Source organism: Marinobacter lipolyticus SM19 (assembly GCF_000397065.2).
In the GTDB taxonomy this organism is placed as follows: Bacteria; Pseudomonadota; Gammaproteobacteria; order Pseudomonadales; family Oleiphilaceae; genus Marinobacter; species Marinobacter lipolyticus.
The window spans coordinates 746,433-761,706 of the sequence record NZ_KE007306.1 but is presented as its reverse complement, the minus strand read 5'-3'; the positions used below and the strand labels follow the sequence as shown (position 1 = coordinate 761,706).

16 protein-coding genes and 1 pseudogene are annotated in these 15,274 nt (G+C 55.6%); 8 read left to right on the top strand and 9 right to left on the bottom strand.

The window, feature by feature from the left end; genetic code table 11:
• Positions 1-30: 30 nt before the first annotated feature.
• From MARLIPOL_RS18755 to MARLIPOL_RS03500, 6 genes and pseudogenes are all read left to right on the top strand, one after another.
• Positions 31-255, top strand: a pseudogene (locus tag MARLIPOL_RS18755) (PAAR domain-containing protein); the annotation flags it as partial.
• Between the two features lie 255 nt (positions 256-510).
• The gene (locus tag MARLIPOL_RS18225; protein WP_228677581.1) at positions 511-1,524 is read left to right on the top strand and encodes a hypothetical protein; all 1,014 of its coding nucleotides are present in this window, start codon (positions 511-513) and stop codon (positions 1,522-1,524) included.
• On the top strand, positions 1,517-1,915 hold the full coding sequence (locus tag MARLIPOL_RS03515; protein WP_012136703.1) for a hypothetical protein: 399 nt from the start codon (positions 1,517-1,519) through the stop codon (positions 1,913-1,915). Before MARLIPOL_RS18225 ends, MARLIPOL_RS03515 begins: the two co-directional genes overlap by 8 nt.
• Before the next feature lie 20 nt (positions 1,916-1,935).
• Positions 1,936-2,370 (top strand): ABZJ_00895 family protein, encoded by a 435-nt coding sequence (locus tag MARLIPOL_RS03510; RefSeq protein WP_012136702.1) that lies wholly within the window; start codon positions 1,936-1,938, stop codon positions 2,368-2,370.
• Between the two features lie 68 nt (positions 2,371-2,438).
• Entirely contained in the window at positions 2,439-2,708 is a 270-nt protein-coding gene (locus MARLIPOL_RS03505; RefSeq protein ID WP_012136701.1) for a hypothetical protein, read from the top strand.
• Positions 2,698-3,231 (top strand): hypothetical protein, encoded by a 534-nt coding sequence (locus MARLIPOL_RS03500; RefSeq protein WP_012136700.1) that lies wholly within the window; start codon positions 2,698-2,700, stop codon positions 3,229-3,231. The genes MARLIPOL_RS03505 and MARLIPOL_RS03500 overlap by 11 nt, the downstream gene beginning before the upstream one ends.
• Here MARLIPOL_RS03500 and MARLIPOL_RS03495 read toward each other — a convergent pair.
• Positions 3,221-3,778, bottom strand: coding sequence for a DUF6933 domain-containing protein (locus MARLIPOL_RS03495; protein WP_012136699.1), 558 nt, complete (start codon positions 3,776-3,778; stop codon positions 3,221-3,223). The two genes, MARLIPOL_RS03500 and MARLIPOL_RS03495, sit on opposite strands and share 11 nt — an antisense overlap.
• A gap of 178 nt (positions 3,779-3,956) precedes the next feature.
• Here MARLIPOL_RS03495 and MARLIPOL_RS03490 point away from each other — a divergent pair, with 178 nt between their 5' ends.
• Positions 3,957-4,781 (top strand): HipA family kinase, encoded by an 825-nt coding sequence (locus tag MARLIPOL_RS03490; protein WP_228677564.1) that lies wholly within the window; start codon positions 3,957-3,959, stop codon positions 4,779-4,781.
• Complete coding sequence (locus MARLIPOL_RS03485; RefSeq protein ID WP_012136697.1) at positions 4,778-5,632, top strand: DUF3037 domain-containing protein; 855 nt, start codon at positions 4,778-4,780, stop codon at positions 5,630-5,632. The genes MARLIPOL_RS03490 and MARLIPOL_RS03485 overlap by 4 nt, the downstream gene beginning before the upstream one ends.
• Positions 5,633-5,768: 136 nt before the next feature.
• On the opposite strand, the gene MARLIPOL_RS03480 is transcribed toward MARLIPOL_RS03485, so the two are convergent.
• The 8 genes from MARLIPOL_RS03480 to metK all read right to left on the bottom strand — a co-directional run bounded on the left by MARLIPOL_RS03480 (position 5,769) and on the right by metK (position 15,239).
• Positions 5,769-7,175 carry a restriction endonuclease subunit S gene (locus MARLIPOL_RS03480; protein WP_012136696.1) on the bottom strand — a complete coding sequence of 469 codons (1,407 nt, stop codon included), beginning with the start codon at positions 7,173-7,175 and terminating at the stop codon, positions 5,769-5,771.
• A gap of 125 nt (positions 7,176-7,300) precedes the next feature.
• Positions 7,301-8,737, bottom strand: coding sequence for a type I restriction-modification system subunit M (locus MARLIPOL_RS03475; protein WP_012136694.1), 1,437 nt, complete (start codon positions 8,735-8,737; stop codon positions 7,301-7,303).
• 141 nt (positions 8,738-8,878) lie between these two features.
• Positions 8,879-9,625 carry an amino acid ABC transporter ATP-binding protein gene (locus MARLIPOL_RS03470; RefSeq protein ID WP_012136693.1) on the bottom strand — a complete coding sequence of 249 codons (747 nt, stop codon included), beginning with the start codon at positions 9,623-9,625 and terminating at the stop codon, positions 8,879-8,881.
• A gap of 13 nt (positions 9,626-9,638) precedes the next feature.
• A complete protein-coding gene (locus tag MARLIPOL_RS03465) occupies positions 9,639-10,310 on the bottom strand; it encodes an amino acid ABC transporter permease (RefSeq protein WP_012136692.1) in 672 nt (223 codons plus the stop codon).
• 70 nt (positions 10,311-10,380) lie between these two features.
• Positions 10,381-11,139: a transporter substrate-binding domain-containing protein gene (locus MARLIPOL_RS03460; RefSeq protein ID WP_012136691.1), complete on the bottom strand. Its 759-nt coding sequence runs from the start codon at positions 11,137-11,139 to the stop codon at positions 10,381-10,383.
• 282 nt (positions 11,140-11,421) lie between these two features.
• Positions 11,422-12,291, bottom strand: coding sequence for a methylenetetrahydrofolate reductase [NAD(P)H] (gene metF / locus MARLIPOL_RS03455; RefSeq protein WP_012136690.1), 870 nt, complete (start codon positions 12,289-12,291; stop codon positions 11,422-11,424).
• Between the two features lie 12 nt (positions 12,292-12,303).
• A complete protein-coding gene (gene ahcY / locus MARLIPOL_RS03450) occupies positions 12,304-13,698 on the bottom strand; it encodes an adenosylhomocysteinase (protein ID WP_012136689.1) in 1,395 nt (464 codons plus the stop codon).
• A 350-nt stretch (positions 13,699-14,048) separates the two neighbouring features.
• Positions 14,049-15,239 (bottom strand): methionine adenosyltransferase, encoded by a 1,191-nt coding sequence (metK, locus tag MARLIPOL_RS03440; protein ID WP_012136688.1) that lies wholly within the window; start codon positions 15,237-15,239, stop codon positions 14,049-14,051.
• Positions 15,240-15,274: the final 35 nt, after the last annotated feature.

The following is a 15,274-nucleotide window of genomic DNA, read 5'->3' as shown; positions in this document are numbered from 1 at the left end:
GATGGCTCAGCAAAACGCAAAGGATGCTACATGAGTAAAGCAATCGTCCTGCTCGGAGACCTCGGCTCCGACCACGAAGGTTTCCCGCCCACGCCAGTGATTGCTGGCTCCCCGGATGTACTGATTGACGGCAAGCCCGCTGCCCGCGTGGGCGATCCGCTGGCACCCCACTCCAAACCGAAGCATCCACCCCATCCCCGAACCATCGCCGGTGGTTCTGCAACGGTCATGATCAATGGCAAGCCGGCCGCTGTGACCGGCGGTGCTATTTCCTGTGGTGGTGTGACGATTGGGTCGGGGTCTGTGGTGATTGGTGACACTCACACGCCTGCGCCATTTTCGGGAGTATCCCCAGCCGCCGCAAGAGCAGCAGTGTCTTCAACGACCGCCGGTGAGGCTGTTCAGGCAGCACCTGAGAGGGTGAACTCCACAAGCCGGGCTGAGTCTATTGCTTCTCCGGCTAACTCATCATCAGCAACTGCGCCCGGAACGAACAGTACGGCAAGCGCAATGCATCCTGATGCTAGCGACACTCGTGACCTGAGTGAACCCGGATTCCATGTTGTTCGCGAACCAATGAGCCGCAATGAGCTGTTGTCTCAGCTTTATGGTGATGCATCTGCGAAACCTGATAATTTTGAGCGTTTGAATCCAGGGCTGGGTAACCGGGTTCTACCCGGGGAAATGATCGTTATTGCAGACCCTGAAAGTTTGGAATGCACGGTCGAAGAAAATGACCTGATGACCGTGGCGGCCCAAGTAAATCAGGAGGTGCGACAACTGAGCGAGCAGGAGGCTCAGTTTATCGTTGATCATTACGACCTTCTGGAACTGATGACGGCGAATGCCGCAACCGGCATGGGTGCAGGCGCGGCGATGATTGGCCAACAGATAAAGAGCATTGACGCGACACTGAAAGACATTGAGGCGCTGTATCAGAATACCTTCAGAAAACACGGCAGGCTGAATGTGCCGGAATTTTATGAGCAACGCCAGTCGTTATTCACCAAACTGGATTTCGCCCTCGGAAAGATGGCGCGAAAAGGCCTTTCGCTCGATGACAACCCCAAGTTGAAGAGGGCTCTTGGGCTTTCAACGAAAGGTACAGCTCACCATTGGAAAGAAGCGGGTGTCGGACCGATTCCGGGCTATGGAGCGCACTATTCAAGAGCTGCGGGCGCTGCACGGTTTGTGGAGCATGGCGGGCGATTGGTTGTGGCGCTGGATGCTGGGCTGGCTGGGTACAAGATTTACGAGGCGTGTTCGACTGGGCGCACCAATGAATGTGAGCAAGTGGCCTACGTCGAGTCTGGGCGATTTGCTGGTTCCGCCATGGGTGGTGCTGTTGGAGCTTCATTAGCGCCGGTATTGTGTACAGTCGTCGGCATTGGTACGGGCGGGATAGGTGGGGTGGCCTGCGGAATCATCGCTGCCGGCATCGGTGGTGCGGCAGGCGGAAAAATCATGGGTGATGCAGGGGCCGATGCAGGCCAATTGGTTTACGAGGTTCGGAGCGATGAGTAACCAACTGGTTTATGCGCTAGCGCACATAGGATATCTGAGTCTTTTTGTTGGTCTTCTACCATTGTTTGTCATCATTACGTTTGGGTTCCGCTATGTGTCTCTAATCGAAGATCGCGTGGCGACTAAACGAGGGGGTATTTCAACAGCAAGGCACATTTGGCAAGGAAAGATCATTGGACGGTTGATGAGAAGCAGCAATGTGTTTGCTTATCTGATTTTCCGGGCGATCCCATTTCCGTTCTTCCAACAGCGCGCATCTCTGCTGGGCGATCCGGCCGTGCCCTTGCCGAGAAGCTGGCAGGCCTGGGTCATTGTTCCTGTGCTACTTATGTATCTGGCTGTTCTAACCACACTCCTTACCAACTTGGTGGTGTCCCAAAATATCCATTGAAAAAGCACGGAAGCTTAAACATGATCACAAAGACCATCCTCAACTTTACCGGCCTCTACGCAGCCCTGCAGCTCTGCATTATTACCATCGGTGAGGTATTCAACATTGAGATGAATTCCGGCGCGCAGATCGGGGCGATGATTGGTGCCGCCTATGGCGCAATGGTCGCTTCGGTTTCGGCGTTCGGTCGTGCACCGACGTTCCGGGAGAACTGGATAATGTCGATTTCTGTGAACATCATTGCGCTGGTTGTCTCGTTCATTTTCCTTATCGTCCTGCTATTCGTATCAGCCGATGCCCCTGCGATTGATGAAGTCATGATGGTTATCTCAGAATTTCCGCTGGGCATTCTGATGATCGGCTTTGCGGTTGCAGTACTGGTGCAGACCCTTGTGTGCTTGCTGATTTTTGGCAGGGTGGCGCGCCGTTATCTCGCGAAGCTGAATCCGGCCTAACTTTTCGACACAGCAAGGTTGTCTTATGACAACGTTGCTGTGTATTATTTGCCCAAGGAATGGCGAGAATGCCCCGCAAGAGACACGCGAACAAAGATATTGAAGCGGCGCTGGCCTTCGCGGAACTGAATGGCTGGCGGATCGAAAACAGGAACGGCCATGCGTGGGCGCGAATGTATTGTCCATTCAATACGAGGGATTGCCGGTGTGGAGAGTTCTGTGTTGCCAGTATCTGGAGCACCCCCAGGAATCCACAGAACCATGCCAGGCAGATTCGCCGCATCGTTGATAACTGCACGGAGAACCGAGCTGACGGAGGTGAAGACCATGAATCGTGAATACGACTTCACGCTTAAATTTTCAGTTCCGCCAGATCTTGCACAGGACCAGATTGAGAGCTCATTGTTTCAAGCGGGGTGCGAGGACGCCATCATCGGCCTCGGCCAAAAAGGCCGGCTTGCTCTAAACTTCACCCGCGAGGCTGAATCAGCAGAACAAGCCATCCTGAGCGCGATACAAGATGTGCAACGGGCGGTTCCTGAGGCCCGTCTGGTGGAGGCCGGGCCGGATTTTGTGGGTATTTCCGACATGGCGAGCCTGCTGAAGTTTTCCCGCCAGAACATGCGAAAACTCATTCAAACCCATCTGGCCAGTTTTCCACTGCCGGTCCATGAGGGCGCGTCAGCAATCTGGCATTTATTTGATGTCCTGGCCTGGTTCTCCGAGGTACAGAAACGGGCGATTCCGACGGATTTAATGGACGTGGCTCACGTAAGCATGGGCGTGAACCTGACGCGGGAAGCAGGGCGGATCGATCAGCAATTACAGGCGCAGCTAAGCCAACATAGTGCTATCGTTTAATGGTATCCAACAATGCCAGCATCTCCCGCTGAGGCCAGATCGCGCCTTTGACACCCTTCACGGTGTAGGGCCTGTCTGCCAACCACGCTCCGGTTCTGTAGGGTGCCAGGTCGCTGATCGAGAGCCGGTCATACGAGATCTGATGCTCAAGATCCTGCCCCATCCGGTTCATGGTTGCCTGCACGGAACGGTCACATTCTGAATCGCATGTCAGGTAGGAGAGGGCGCCTGCGGCGGCGTCCATCTGCGCCTCATTCGCGCCGGATTTGAGCAGGGTGTTCATCAGTGCATCCTGAAACCACCAGTCCAGCTCTGCGAAGTCCGGTTTTGTGAGGCAGGTGGCCAGCACCGGAAAGCAGGTGCTGTCATGGACGAACAACACGCAACTGCGTCGCTGGATGGTGAGCAGGTTGGCGTGCCAACCGCTCAGCGGGCTCTCAGGCCCGTCATTGGCGGCGTGCGGGAGTGGAAGCTTGCGTTTGAGTCGATCGGATGAATCCAGAGGCAGTTTTGCCAGAATCTTCTTTGTGCAGTGGAGGCGGATCATGGGTTTCTGGTTATACACTCTATTAAAGCTTTGTTTCGGCCGACTTTGATTTGCGGTGAAATGAGAAATGCATGGAATTCCAATCAGTTACCAGTCACGGTGTGCCGAGAAACGATTAGTGATGAAATAAACTTTCTGGCATATGTGCGCTTTCACAAGAACAGAATATGGGATACGGTTGAGCCGTTCCACGTTTACCTTTATTAGGATGTGTCGAAGTAATCGCTGTGTAAAAGGGAATTTCATACCTGTGCCGAGTTTGCCTCACCATGAAGTCGAGATCATCGAAGTGTTGCGCCGCTCGGAACACGGCATGACTCTGCCCTTTATCTGCAGAGGCAATGATGGAGAGATCTATTTCGTCAAAGGCAGCGGGGCGGGCAGGCAGAGTCAGATCAACGAATGGATATCTGGCAACCTCGCTCTGGCCATGGGAATTCCCGTAGCTCCATTCAGCCTTGTTGATGTTCCCGAAGAGTTAGCCGAAGTGTTATCAGCAGAAGATGCGCTTGAGTTGGGCCGGGGCTCGGCTTTTGGATCGGTGGAACAGAGGATAACGGAGTTGGCTTTCTCCCAGATTCCTGATGTCCCGCCTGAAATACGTGGCTCTCTACTCGTTTTCGATTGGTGGATATCCAATGTCGACCGTCAATTGACGAGAAACGGCGGGAACGCCAATCTGTTCTGGGATGCGGAAGAGCAGCGCCTTGTGGTTATCGACCACAACCAGGCGTTCGACCCGGATTTCGATCCAGATCATTTTTTCCGGTACCACGCCTTCAAAGACAGCGTGCCAGATGTGTTCGATGACTTGATTGAGCGTCAGCACTATACTGATCGGATGGAACAGGCTTTGAGGGAGTGGGACGGCATTATTCAGGCCATTCCCGAGGAGTGGTTTTACATAGACCCCGAAATGACGTTGAAACTGGACTTTGATCCGGATTCATTCCTGAAACACTTGCAACGTTTTCGTAGCGACAACTTTTGGAACCGGAAATGACCAGGCTAGCCTGCCAATACGCCATCGTGCGGTTTATGCCTTATATCGAGACGGGCGAGTTCGCCAACGTCGGTATTTTGCTGTGGGCGCCAAAAAACCGCTACCTGGGCTTTAAACTGCTTCGGAAAAAACATGCCCGTATCACCCAGTTTTTTGAAGAGCTGGACCGGGGGGTGTACCTCAAAACGATGGCGAACCTGGATGCAGAGTTGTGCAGAGTGCAGGGCATGCTCAAGGACCAGATCGCCGAGTTTGGTGATAAAGACCGGGAGTATGGATTTCATAAAGGACTTTTTCAGGAATTGATTCGGCCCCGAGAAACCATCGTTCGGTTCAGCGAGCAGCGGGCAGTGCTGGCGGAGAACCCTGAGCGAGCACTGACTGAGCTTTACGAACATTACGTTGGCAGGAACTTCGTCACCCCGGAATATCAGGAGACTGTTCTCGAGAGGGGCATCAAAAAACTTCTGGAACAGCGGGATCTGGCAAAGCGTTTTACCAAGCGTCGGATTGAAGATCAGCTTTACCGAGTCACCTTCCCCTTCGTTGAACAAAAAGACAACGAGGCCATCCGGGTGATCAAACCCCTGTTCCTGGGGCAGAACGAATCCACCGCTATCATTGAGCATGGCGGCAAGTGGAAGCTGAGAGTGGATCAGCTCCGCGAGCGCGATCTGCTGAGAGGCCCTGTGCTATTTCCGGTGAAAGGTCCGGAGCCTAGTCAGGTTAATGGCGTGCGTTTTGAAGCGTTCGAAGAAGCCCTTGCTAACTTGGCGGGAGACGGCATCGAGATAGCGCTCCACACTGAAAAGGACAGAATTCTCGAGTTTGCGGGATGGCGCGCCCATTAGCGATTTCGGGTTCTTCGGCTGGCCTGAAAGCATCCGTTGTCTGCCCATCCTGATGAACTTGTAAGTAATTCTTACAGGTTGGACCCAGACCGGATTCGCATTTGTCGGTGATGTGAAGCCTGACCATCTAGACAGGCTAGATGGCCTCCTCCACTTGTTTCTCCGCCTCCGGAATCCGAAGTTCGCCGGAGAGGAGTTTGGGGAGCAGGGTGTTGCGGAGGCGACTAAGAGTTTCCGACTGAAGATTGTTTTTGAGAATTCTTGCCATTAAATCTCCAGCAATCGCGTCGAACTCCTTCGCGAGGGTTGGTGGACAAGCTGGAACTTTTATTGTCTTGAAAGTATTTCGGGTGATCGTGCTGAACACTGATCCATGGCTCCGTTGTTGGAGGTCTGCAACCCTGAGAAATACTGTGTAGTAAGTGAAGTAGTCAGAGTAACAGTCTTTCCCTTTGACCCCGTAGCAGGACTGATTCATCGCCATTGGTCGTCCCACGATAGCGCATTTGCCAACGGTGCCCCGAGCACTGATTATTGTCGTTCCTTTGGGCAGCAGCTTCGCGGAAGAGTTGTCGAGCCCGGACTGAGTGATCGACTTTTCCGTTCGCGATACGAAGACACCAGACGCGGAAGGAGCGTCTACGACCGAGAACCACGGAATATCACCATCCCAGTAATCAGCAATTGAAGTCTTCGGAGTGCCGCCTCCGATCAGTTCAATGATTGACTCAAGCGATTTGACAGGCCACCCCTCCGGCACCCATCCCATTTCCGCCGTCTTCACAAACCGATCCGGGAACTGCTGGCGGATATGATCGGGCAGGAGTTTGCGCTGGTCGCCGAGGGCGGCTCTGGTCTCGGCGCGGGCTTTCAGTTCCTCGGGGATGGGGTTGCCGGCGGCCAGGGCGTTGTCGATCACCGGGTCGAAATCCACGAACCAGCTTTTGAAAAGGGCCTGGGCCATGGACTCGAGTGTGGTGTTGATTTGGTGGTTTAGGGCGATTTTGTCGTCAAAAGAACCAAGAATCGTGGCTACTGACTTTTGTACCCCCAATGAGGGCAGCCTTATCGGAAAATTTTTGATGTACTGCAAGTTGATTTTCGGGACTCCGGTTGCCTCCGAGTCTCGTAAAATTTTATCAACGCTAGCTTTGGAAGATACGTAGTAATAGACAAATAAAGGGTCAGCAATCGTTGAGTCGACGGTCAGTTTCATTTGATTAGATGAAATCAGATACTTCTCGAACTTGCCTTCTGGGATTATCCCCGTTTGCCCAATCGTGCCCTTTTTTGTGAAAACAATATCGTTAGGACCACATAAACTCCTTGATAATCTATTCGCGGTGTCTTCGGAGACAAAGACGAAAGCACTATCAACGAAGCGGCCCAAGCCGAGCGTTAAATTACTGCCTCGAATAACTGGCACGCCATCTTTAGTGTATGACGAGGCTGGCAGATTTGAGCCAAAGGGACCATCCACGAGTCCATTCTTAACCTTTGACGCAATTCCTCCCAGCGTGCTGAGCGGCCACTCACTCCCCATAACCCAGTCCCTCCAAATTCCGCCGAATCACCGTATCCAGTTTCTTCCCCTCAGCCATCTGCCGATACAGCGTCTGACTCAGCTCCGCCATCTTCACCTCAAACGGCACGCTATCATCTTCAATTTCAGCAGCGCCCACGTAGCGGCCGGGGGGTGAGCACGTAGTCGTTGGCCTTGATGTTATCGAGGGTGACGGCTTTGCAGAAGCCAGGTACGTCCTCGTACTCGCCGTCCTTAGCCTCACCGCGCCAGGCGTGGTACGTGCGAGCGATGTGGGCGATGTCGTCGGAGGTGAGTTCCTTGTGTACGCGGCTGATCATGCTGCCCATGTTGCGGGCGTCGATGAACAGGGTTTCGCCTTCCCGGTTGCGGTGGTTGCTGTCGCTGTGACCGGAGATGGTCTGTGCCTTTTTGTTCTTGGTGAGGAACCACAGGCACACGGGAATCTGGGTGGTGTAGAACAACTGGCCGGGCAGGGCGATCATGCAGTCCACTAGGTCGTTCTCGACCATTGTCTGGCGGATTGCGCCCTCACCCTTGGTGTTGGTGGACATGGACCCATTGGCCATCACGAACCCGGCGGTGCCATGTTCGGACAGCTTGGCGATCATGTGCAGAATCCAGGCATAGTTGGCGTTGCCGGTGGGCGGCACATCGTAGCCTGCCCAGCGAGGGTCGTCGGTGAGTTCGTCCGGGGCGCGCCATTGATCCATGTTGAAGGGCGGGTTGGCCATGATGAAGTCCGCCTTCAGGTCCGGGTGCTGGTCTTTGAAGAAGCTGTCGGCCGGTACATCCCCCAGGTTGCCGGCAATGCCGCGAATGGCCAGGTTCATCTTGGCCAGCTTGTAGGTGGTGGCGGTGTATTCCTGGCCGTAGATGGAGATGTCTTTCTGGTTGCCCTGGTGGCTCTCCACGAACTTGATGGACTGCACGAACATGCCGCCAGACCCACAACACGGGTCGTAGATTTTGCCCTGGAACGGCTCGATCATTTCGGCCAGCAGGTTGACCACGCACTTCGGCGTGTAGAACTCGCCACCGCCCTTGCCTTCAGTGGCGGCGAATTTGCCGAGGAAGTATTCGTACACCCGGCCCACCACGTCCTGCTCGCGGTCTTCCACCGTGTCGATGTTGTCGATGGAGTCTATCAGGGCCGCCAGTTTGCTGACATCAATGCCCAGACGGGAGAAGTAGTTGTCCGGCAGGGCGCCGCGCAGGGACTTGTTGGTTTTCTCGATGGTGGAGAGCGCGGTGTCGATCTTCAGGGCGATGTCGTCCTGCTTGGCGTGTTTGCGGATAAAGCTCCAGCGGGCCTCCGGCGGCAGGTAGAACACGTTTTTCATGGCGTAGAATTCCACCATGTCCACGTAGTCGCCCTGGCCTTCATTAACCAGTGCCTTTTTGCGCTCCTCGAACTTGTCGCTGACAAATTTCAGGAAGATCAGGCTGAGTACCACGTGCTTGTACTCTGAGGATTCTACCGTGCCGCGGAGTTTGTCGGCGGTGTCCCAGAGGGTTTGTTCGAAGCTTTTGGTGGTTTTCTTGCTTGGTGCTTTTGCCATGGAATTTACTGCATCCTGTGCCGGCGATGAAGTTGAAGGCTGCCGGATGGTTAATCTATTTGGAGGGCATTGTTGCGGTTTGGAGAGAGGCATTCAAGAAAAAAGCCCCCAGGAGCGGGGGCTTTTTCAACTCGGCTCACTTCAGTGCGCCAGCACCCGTGACAGGAACGCCTGGGTCCTCTCGTTTTGCGGGTTGTCGAACACGTCCTGAGGCTTTCCTTCCTCGACGATCTGGCCTTCGTGTATGTAGATAACCCGATCCGCCACTTCCCTGGCGAAGCCCATTTCGTGGGTGACCACCATCATGGTCATGCCTTCTTTGGCCAGCTCGCGCATCACATCCAGCACCTCCCCGATCATTTCCGGATCGAGCGCTGACGTTGGCTCGTCGAATAACATCAATCGTGGTTCCATAGCGAGCGCCCGGGCAATGGCTACCCGCTGTTGCTGGCCACCGGACAGCTGGCTGGGGTACTTGTTCGCCTGGTTGCCGATGCCCACGCGGTTAAGCAGTCGCTCGGCGGTGGCGTTGGCGATTACCTGAGAGGCGTTCTTCACTTTCATCGGCGCCAGCATAATGTTTCTTTTCACCGTCAGGTGAGGGAACAGGTTGAACTGCTGGAACACCATGCCTACTTCCTTGCGGATCGCCGCCAGGGATTTCTGGTTGCCTCCTTTCGGTGCGAGTTCATTGCCATCGACCACAAGCTTGCCGGATTCATACTCCTCGAGGCCATTCACGCAGCGAATCAATGTGGACTTGCCGGAGCCACTGGCCCCGATGATGACGACAACCTCGCCGGCTTCCACAGTGAGATTGATGTCCTTCAGAACATGAAGTTTGCCGAAGTACTTGTTCATGTTCTTCATTTGCACAATTTGTGTCATGGGTACCTTTCCTTCAGACAGAAGCCAGCCCGCGACGCTCAAGGAGTCGCAGCAGTAGTGAGAGGGAGAGGGTGATCATCAGGTACAGGCAGGCCACCACAAAGTAGACCTCAAAGGCGGTAAAGGTGTTGGCAATATAAACCTGACCCTGGCGGACCAGTTCACCGACACCGATGACTGAGAACAGGGAGGTGTCCTTGATGCTGACAATCCCCTGGTTGCCAAGTGGCGGGATCATGCGACGGAAAGCCTGGGGCCAGATGATGGACCAGAATGTCTGGGATCGGGAGAGACCCAGTGACAGGCCTGCCTCGGTCTGGCCCCTGTCGATTGACTGAACGCCGCCGCGCACTACTTCCGAGATATAGGCGCCGGAATTGAGGGCGATGGCCGCAATGCCCGCAGCCAGCGGGTCAATCGGATTGCCAATCAGGTCGGGCAGGCCGTAGAAGATAAACAGCACCTGAACCAGGATAGGGGTGCCGCGGAATATTTCGATGTAGATGGTTGCCGGCCAGCGCAGGAACCATTTTTTGTTAATGCTCAGCAGACCGAAAATAATGCCCAGAACAAAGCCGATGGCGAGACCGCCAAACGATATCAGCAGAGTGTAGGGAACCCCTTTTAGCAGGTAGGGGATGGAATTGATGGCCGCTTGCCAGTCAAACTGAAACTGGAATTCCACAGTGGTTGTCTCCGTTGGATGGGGAGTTACCTGCCGGGGCGCCTGGCGCCCCGGCTATGGCGCCAGTGGGTTACATGTCTTCCGGCATCGGGCCGAACCACTTCTCGTAAATTTCCTTGTAGGTGCCGTCCTCTTTGATGGAGGCCAGTGCTGCGTTAACCTCGTCAAGCCATTCGCTGCCTTTCTTCAGAGCGATGCCATACTGCTGGCCTTCATACAGGGGACCAACGGTTTTGACCTTCCCCTTACCCTTGGTGCTGGCGAAATAACCGACGTTGGGCGCGTCGTAGAAAACCGCGTCCACCGCACGGGACATCAGCGCCATGTACATGTCGGAGCTGCCCGGGTAGGGGGTAACCCCATCGTTTTGATCCAGCGTCCTGGTCAGGTAGTCATAGCTGGTGCTGCCGATCTTTGTGCCGATTTTCTGACCGTTCAGGTCCTCCATGGCTTCCACGGAGTCATTGTCTTCGCGTACCAGAATGCGCAAACCGGAATCGTAATACGGATCGGAGAAATCAACGATCTGCTGGCGCTCTTCGGTAATCGTGATACCGGCAATCGCAATGTCCACGTTGCCGGTTTGAAGGGCCGGAATGATGCCATTGAAATCCATGGTGTTGAGGTCAATCTCGAACCCCGCCCGGTCAGCCACCTCGCGGATGATCTCCATGTCGAAACCAATCATCTCACCGGTTTCCTGGTCCATCATTTCAAAGGGAACAAAACTGGGGTCGGTCACGACTTTCAGCGTTTCAGCGCTAACGGTTCCCGCAGCCACGGTCATAGCCAGTGTGGCACCGAGGGTTTTCAGCCATTTCGTGCTCATGCTTTCTCCTTGTCTTCTTATGGAGCTCCAATTGCCCGGTAAGGCAAGCCAAAAGGCACGGTTGGTGACAGTGTCTTTCGGGGAGCGTTAATGGAACTGCATCAAATTAACCTTAGACCATTAACGGGAGAAATGCAGGAAATCAAATGCTTGGGGCGGAGGTGCTGCGAAGGAAGGATTGTTGGATTACGGTCCTGCGGACCTAATCCAACCTACGGTTGAGGCGGAACTCCGTAGGTCGGATTAGGCCCAGCGGGCCGTAATCCGACATTGGAAGGGCAATCAGAAAGCAATCTTCTCCCGCTCACCAATTCCCAGGTTCTCCCATATACGGATGCTGGGCTGAGCCTGGTTCAGGGTGTAGAAATGCAATCCGGGCGCGCCGGCCCTGAGCAGCTTCTCACACATCTCGGTCACCACTTCCTCGCCGAACTTGCGGATCGAATCGCTGTCGTCGCCGTAGGCTTCGAGCTGCTTGCGGATCCAGCGCGGAATTTCCGCGCCGCACATGTCGGAGAAGCGCACCAGGTTGGAGAAATTGACGATCGGCATAATGCCCGGTACCACCGGTATGGTGATGCCCATTTTCTCCAGGCGGTCGATGAAGTAGAAGTAGCTGTCCGCATTGAAGAAATATTGGGTGATGGCGCTGTTGGCGCCGGCATCCACCTTGCGGGCAAAATTCTTCAGGTCTTCCTCGGCACTGCGGGCCTGGGGGTGAAACTCCGGGTAGGCCGCCACTTCCAGGTTGAAGTGGTCGCCGCTGTGCTCGCGGATAAACGCCACCAGCTCGTTGGCGTAACGAAGTTCACCCGCGGCTCCCATACCGGAGGGCATGTCGCCCCGGAGGGCGACAATCCGGTTGATCCCGTTTTCTTTGTACAGATCCAGCAACTCGGCGATGTCCTTGCGGGTGCCACCCACACAAGACAGATGCGGAGCCGTGGAAATGCCCTGCTTGTGCAGACTCAGTACGGTTTCAATGGTGCGGTCCCGGGTGGAACCACCAGCGCCGAAGGTGACCGAAAAGAAATCCGGATTCTCCTCGGCGAGCTGGTTTCGCACGTTCTGCAGCTTTTCCTTGCCCTGATCAGTCTTGGGCGGGAAAAATTCAAAGCTGAAACGGCGCTTGAACTGTTTCTGGGATTCCATCTTGATATCCGATCAGTATTTGTAGCTTTCCGGCTTGTACGGGCCTTCGACCGGTACACCGATGTATTTGGCCTGCTCCGGGGTCATCTTGGTGATCACGCCATCAAAGCCTTCTACCATCGCGCGGGCGACTTCCTCGTCCAGCTGCTTCGGCAGTACCTGAACGTATACACCTTTGGCGCGGGCGTCTTCCGGCAGGTCGGCGAACCTGCGCTCGAACAGGTACATCTGCGCCAGCACCTGGTTGGCGAAAGAACCGTCCATGATCCGTGACGGATGGCCGGTGGCATTGCCCAGGTTCACCAGGCGACCTTCGGACAGCAGAATCAGGTGGTCGTTGACCGCCTTATCGCGATACACCACGTGCACCTGCGGTTTGACCTCGTCCCACTCCCAGTTCTTGCGCATGTAGGCGGTGTCGATTTCGTTGTCGAAGTGACCGATGTTGCATACTACGGCGCCGCTCTTCAGGGCCTTGAGCATGTGAGCGTCACACACGTTCATGTTGCCGGTGGTGGTGACCAGCAGATCGGTGTTTTGTAGCAGGTCACGATTGATGCCGGCCTCGGTGCCAGTGTTGACGCCGTTAATGTACGGGGACACCACTTCGAAACCGTCCATGCACGCCTGCATGGCACAGATCGGGTCGGCTTCGGTGACCTTCACGATCATGCCTTCCTGGCGCAGGGAGGCGGCAGAGCCCTTACCCACGTCACCGTAACCGATCACCAGGGCTTTCTTGCCGGCCAGCAGGTGGTCGGTAGCACGCTTGATGGCGTCGTTCAGGCTGTGACGGCAACCGTACTTGTTGTCGTTCTTGGATTTGGTAACGGCGTCGTTGACGTTGATGGCCGGTACCTTGAGGGTGCCTTCGCGTAGCATCTCCTGCAGGCGGTGAACGCCGGTGGTGGTTTCTTCGGTGACACCGTGGCAGTTGGCCAGGATTTCCGGGTACTTTTCATGGAGCAGGGCGGTGAGGTCGCCGCCGTCGTCCAGGATCATGTTGGGTTCCCAGCCGTCCACGTCAGCACCGACGGTGCGCTCGAGGCACCAGTCGTATTCTTCGTCGGTTTCGCCTTTCCACGCGAACACGGGAATGCTTTGCGCGGCGATGGCGGCAGCGGCCTGGTCCTGGGTGGAGAAGATGTTGCACGATGACCAGCGCACATCGGCGCCCAGCTCGACCAGCGTTTCGATCAGTACGGCGGTCTGGATGGTCATGTGAATACAGCCCATGATGTTGGCGCCTTTCAGCGGCTGCTCGGCTTTGTACTTCTCGCGGAGCTTCATCAGGGCAGGCATTTCGCCTTCAGCAATTTTGATCTCTTTACGGCCCCAATCGGCCAGGGAGATATCGCGGACTTTGTAGTCGTTGAAACTGTTCAGTTGTTCTGCCGGAGTGCTCATTTGTGTTCTCCTGTCAGCTCTTTTTAGCCTTGGGGTATGGGGGCCCTTGGCCTTTGAATTTGGTGGTTGGGCGGTGGGGGAAGGTCTTTTTTAAAAACTTCGCTTTAACTCGCTTTGCTCAGACAGGCGATGTTTTTAAAAAGACCTTCCCCCACCACCTTCCGGACCTTCCGGATTTCTTTGCTTGATCAGCCTTCGCCAACTGTTCAAAGCGGTGGTGAGGTCCAGCCTTCGGGGACTATCTTCGGCCATGGATGGCCGAAGCTAAGCGCCCAGGGATGGCTTGAGCGTGTCCCCGAAGGCTGGACCTCAGCGCCGCCGCCCCCGAAAGTGACGGGCTGAATAACAACTCAGATGCCTGCAGCGTCTTTCAGGGCTGCCGCACGGTCCGTCTTTTCCCATGGGAAAGCGGTGAACGTCTTGCCGCCAACGGTCATCTCATACGGCTCGCGGCCGAAGTGGCCGTAGGCTGCGGTGGCCCGGTACATCGGGTGCAGCAGGTCGAGCATGTTGGTGATTGCGTATGGACGCAGGTCGAAGTTCTGACGGATCAGTTCGATGATCTTGTCGTCGCCGATCTTGCCGGTGCCGAAGGTGTTCACGGATATGGATGTCGGCTGTGCCACGCCGATGGCGTAGGACACCTGGATCTCACACTGGTCGGCCAGGCCGGCGGCGACGATGTTCTTGGCGACGTAACGGCCAGCGTAGGCGGCGGAACGGTCAACCTTGGACGGGTCTTTGCCGGAGAAGGCGCCGCCACCGTGGCGTGCCATGCCACCGTAGGTGTCAACGATGATCTTGCGACCGGTCAGGCCGCAGTCACCTACCGGGCCGCCAATCACGAACTTGCCGGTCGGGTTGATGTGGAACTGGGTGTCTTTGTGCAGCAGCTCTGCCGGCAGGGCGTGCTTGACGATCAGTTCCATCACCGCTTCTTTCAGGTCTTCCTGGGAGACGTCTTCGTCGTGCTGGGTGGACAGAACCACGGCGTCGATGCCGGAAACCTTGCCGTTTTCATAGCGGCAGGTGACCTGGCTTTTCGCATCGGGGCGCAGCCACGGTAGCAGGCCGCTCTTGCGGGCTTCGGCCTGGCGCTGGACCAGACGGTGCGAGAAGGTGATCGGTGCAGGCATCAGCACGTCGGTTTCGTTGCTGGCGTAGCCGAACATCAGGCCCTGGTCGCCGGCACCCTGGTCTTCCGGCTTCTGGCGGTCGACGCCCTGGGCGATGTCGACGGACTGTTTGCCGATGATGTTGATGACGCCACAGGTGTCACCGTCGTAGCCCACGGTAGAGGAGGTGTAACCAATGTCCTTGATCACGCCGCGCACAAGATCTTCCAGATCGACCCAGGCGCTGGTGGTGATTTCACCGCCAACGATGGCGACGCCGGTTTTAACCATGGTTTCACAGGCCACACGGGCATGGGGATCTTCTGTCAGGATGGCATCCAGAACGGCGTCCGAAATCTGGTCGGCCAGTTTGTCCGGGTGGCCTTCAGAGACCGATTCGGAAGTAAAGATGCTGTAATCAGCCATAGCGTTTGCTCCTCTGTGAGCGTTTCAAATTCGTA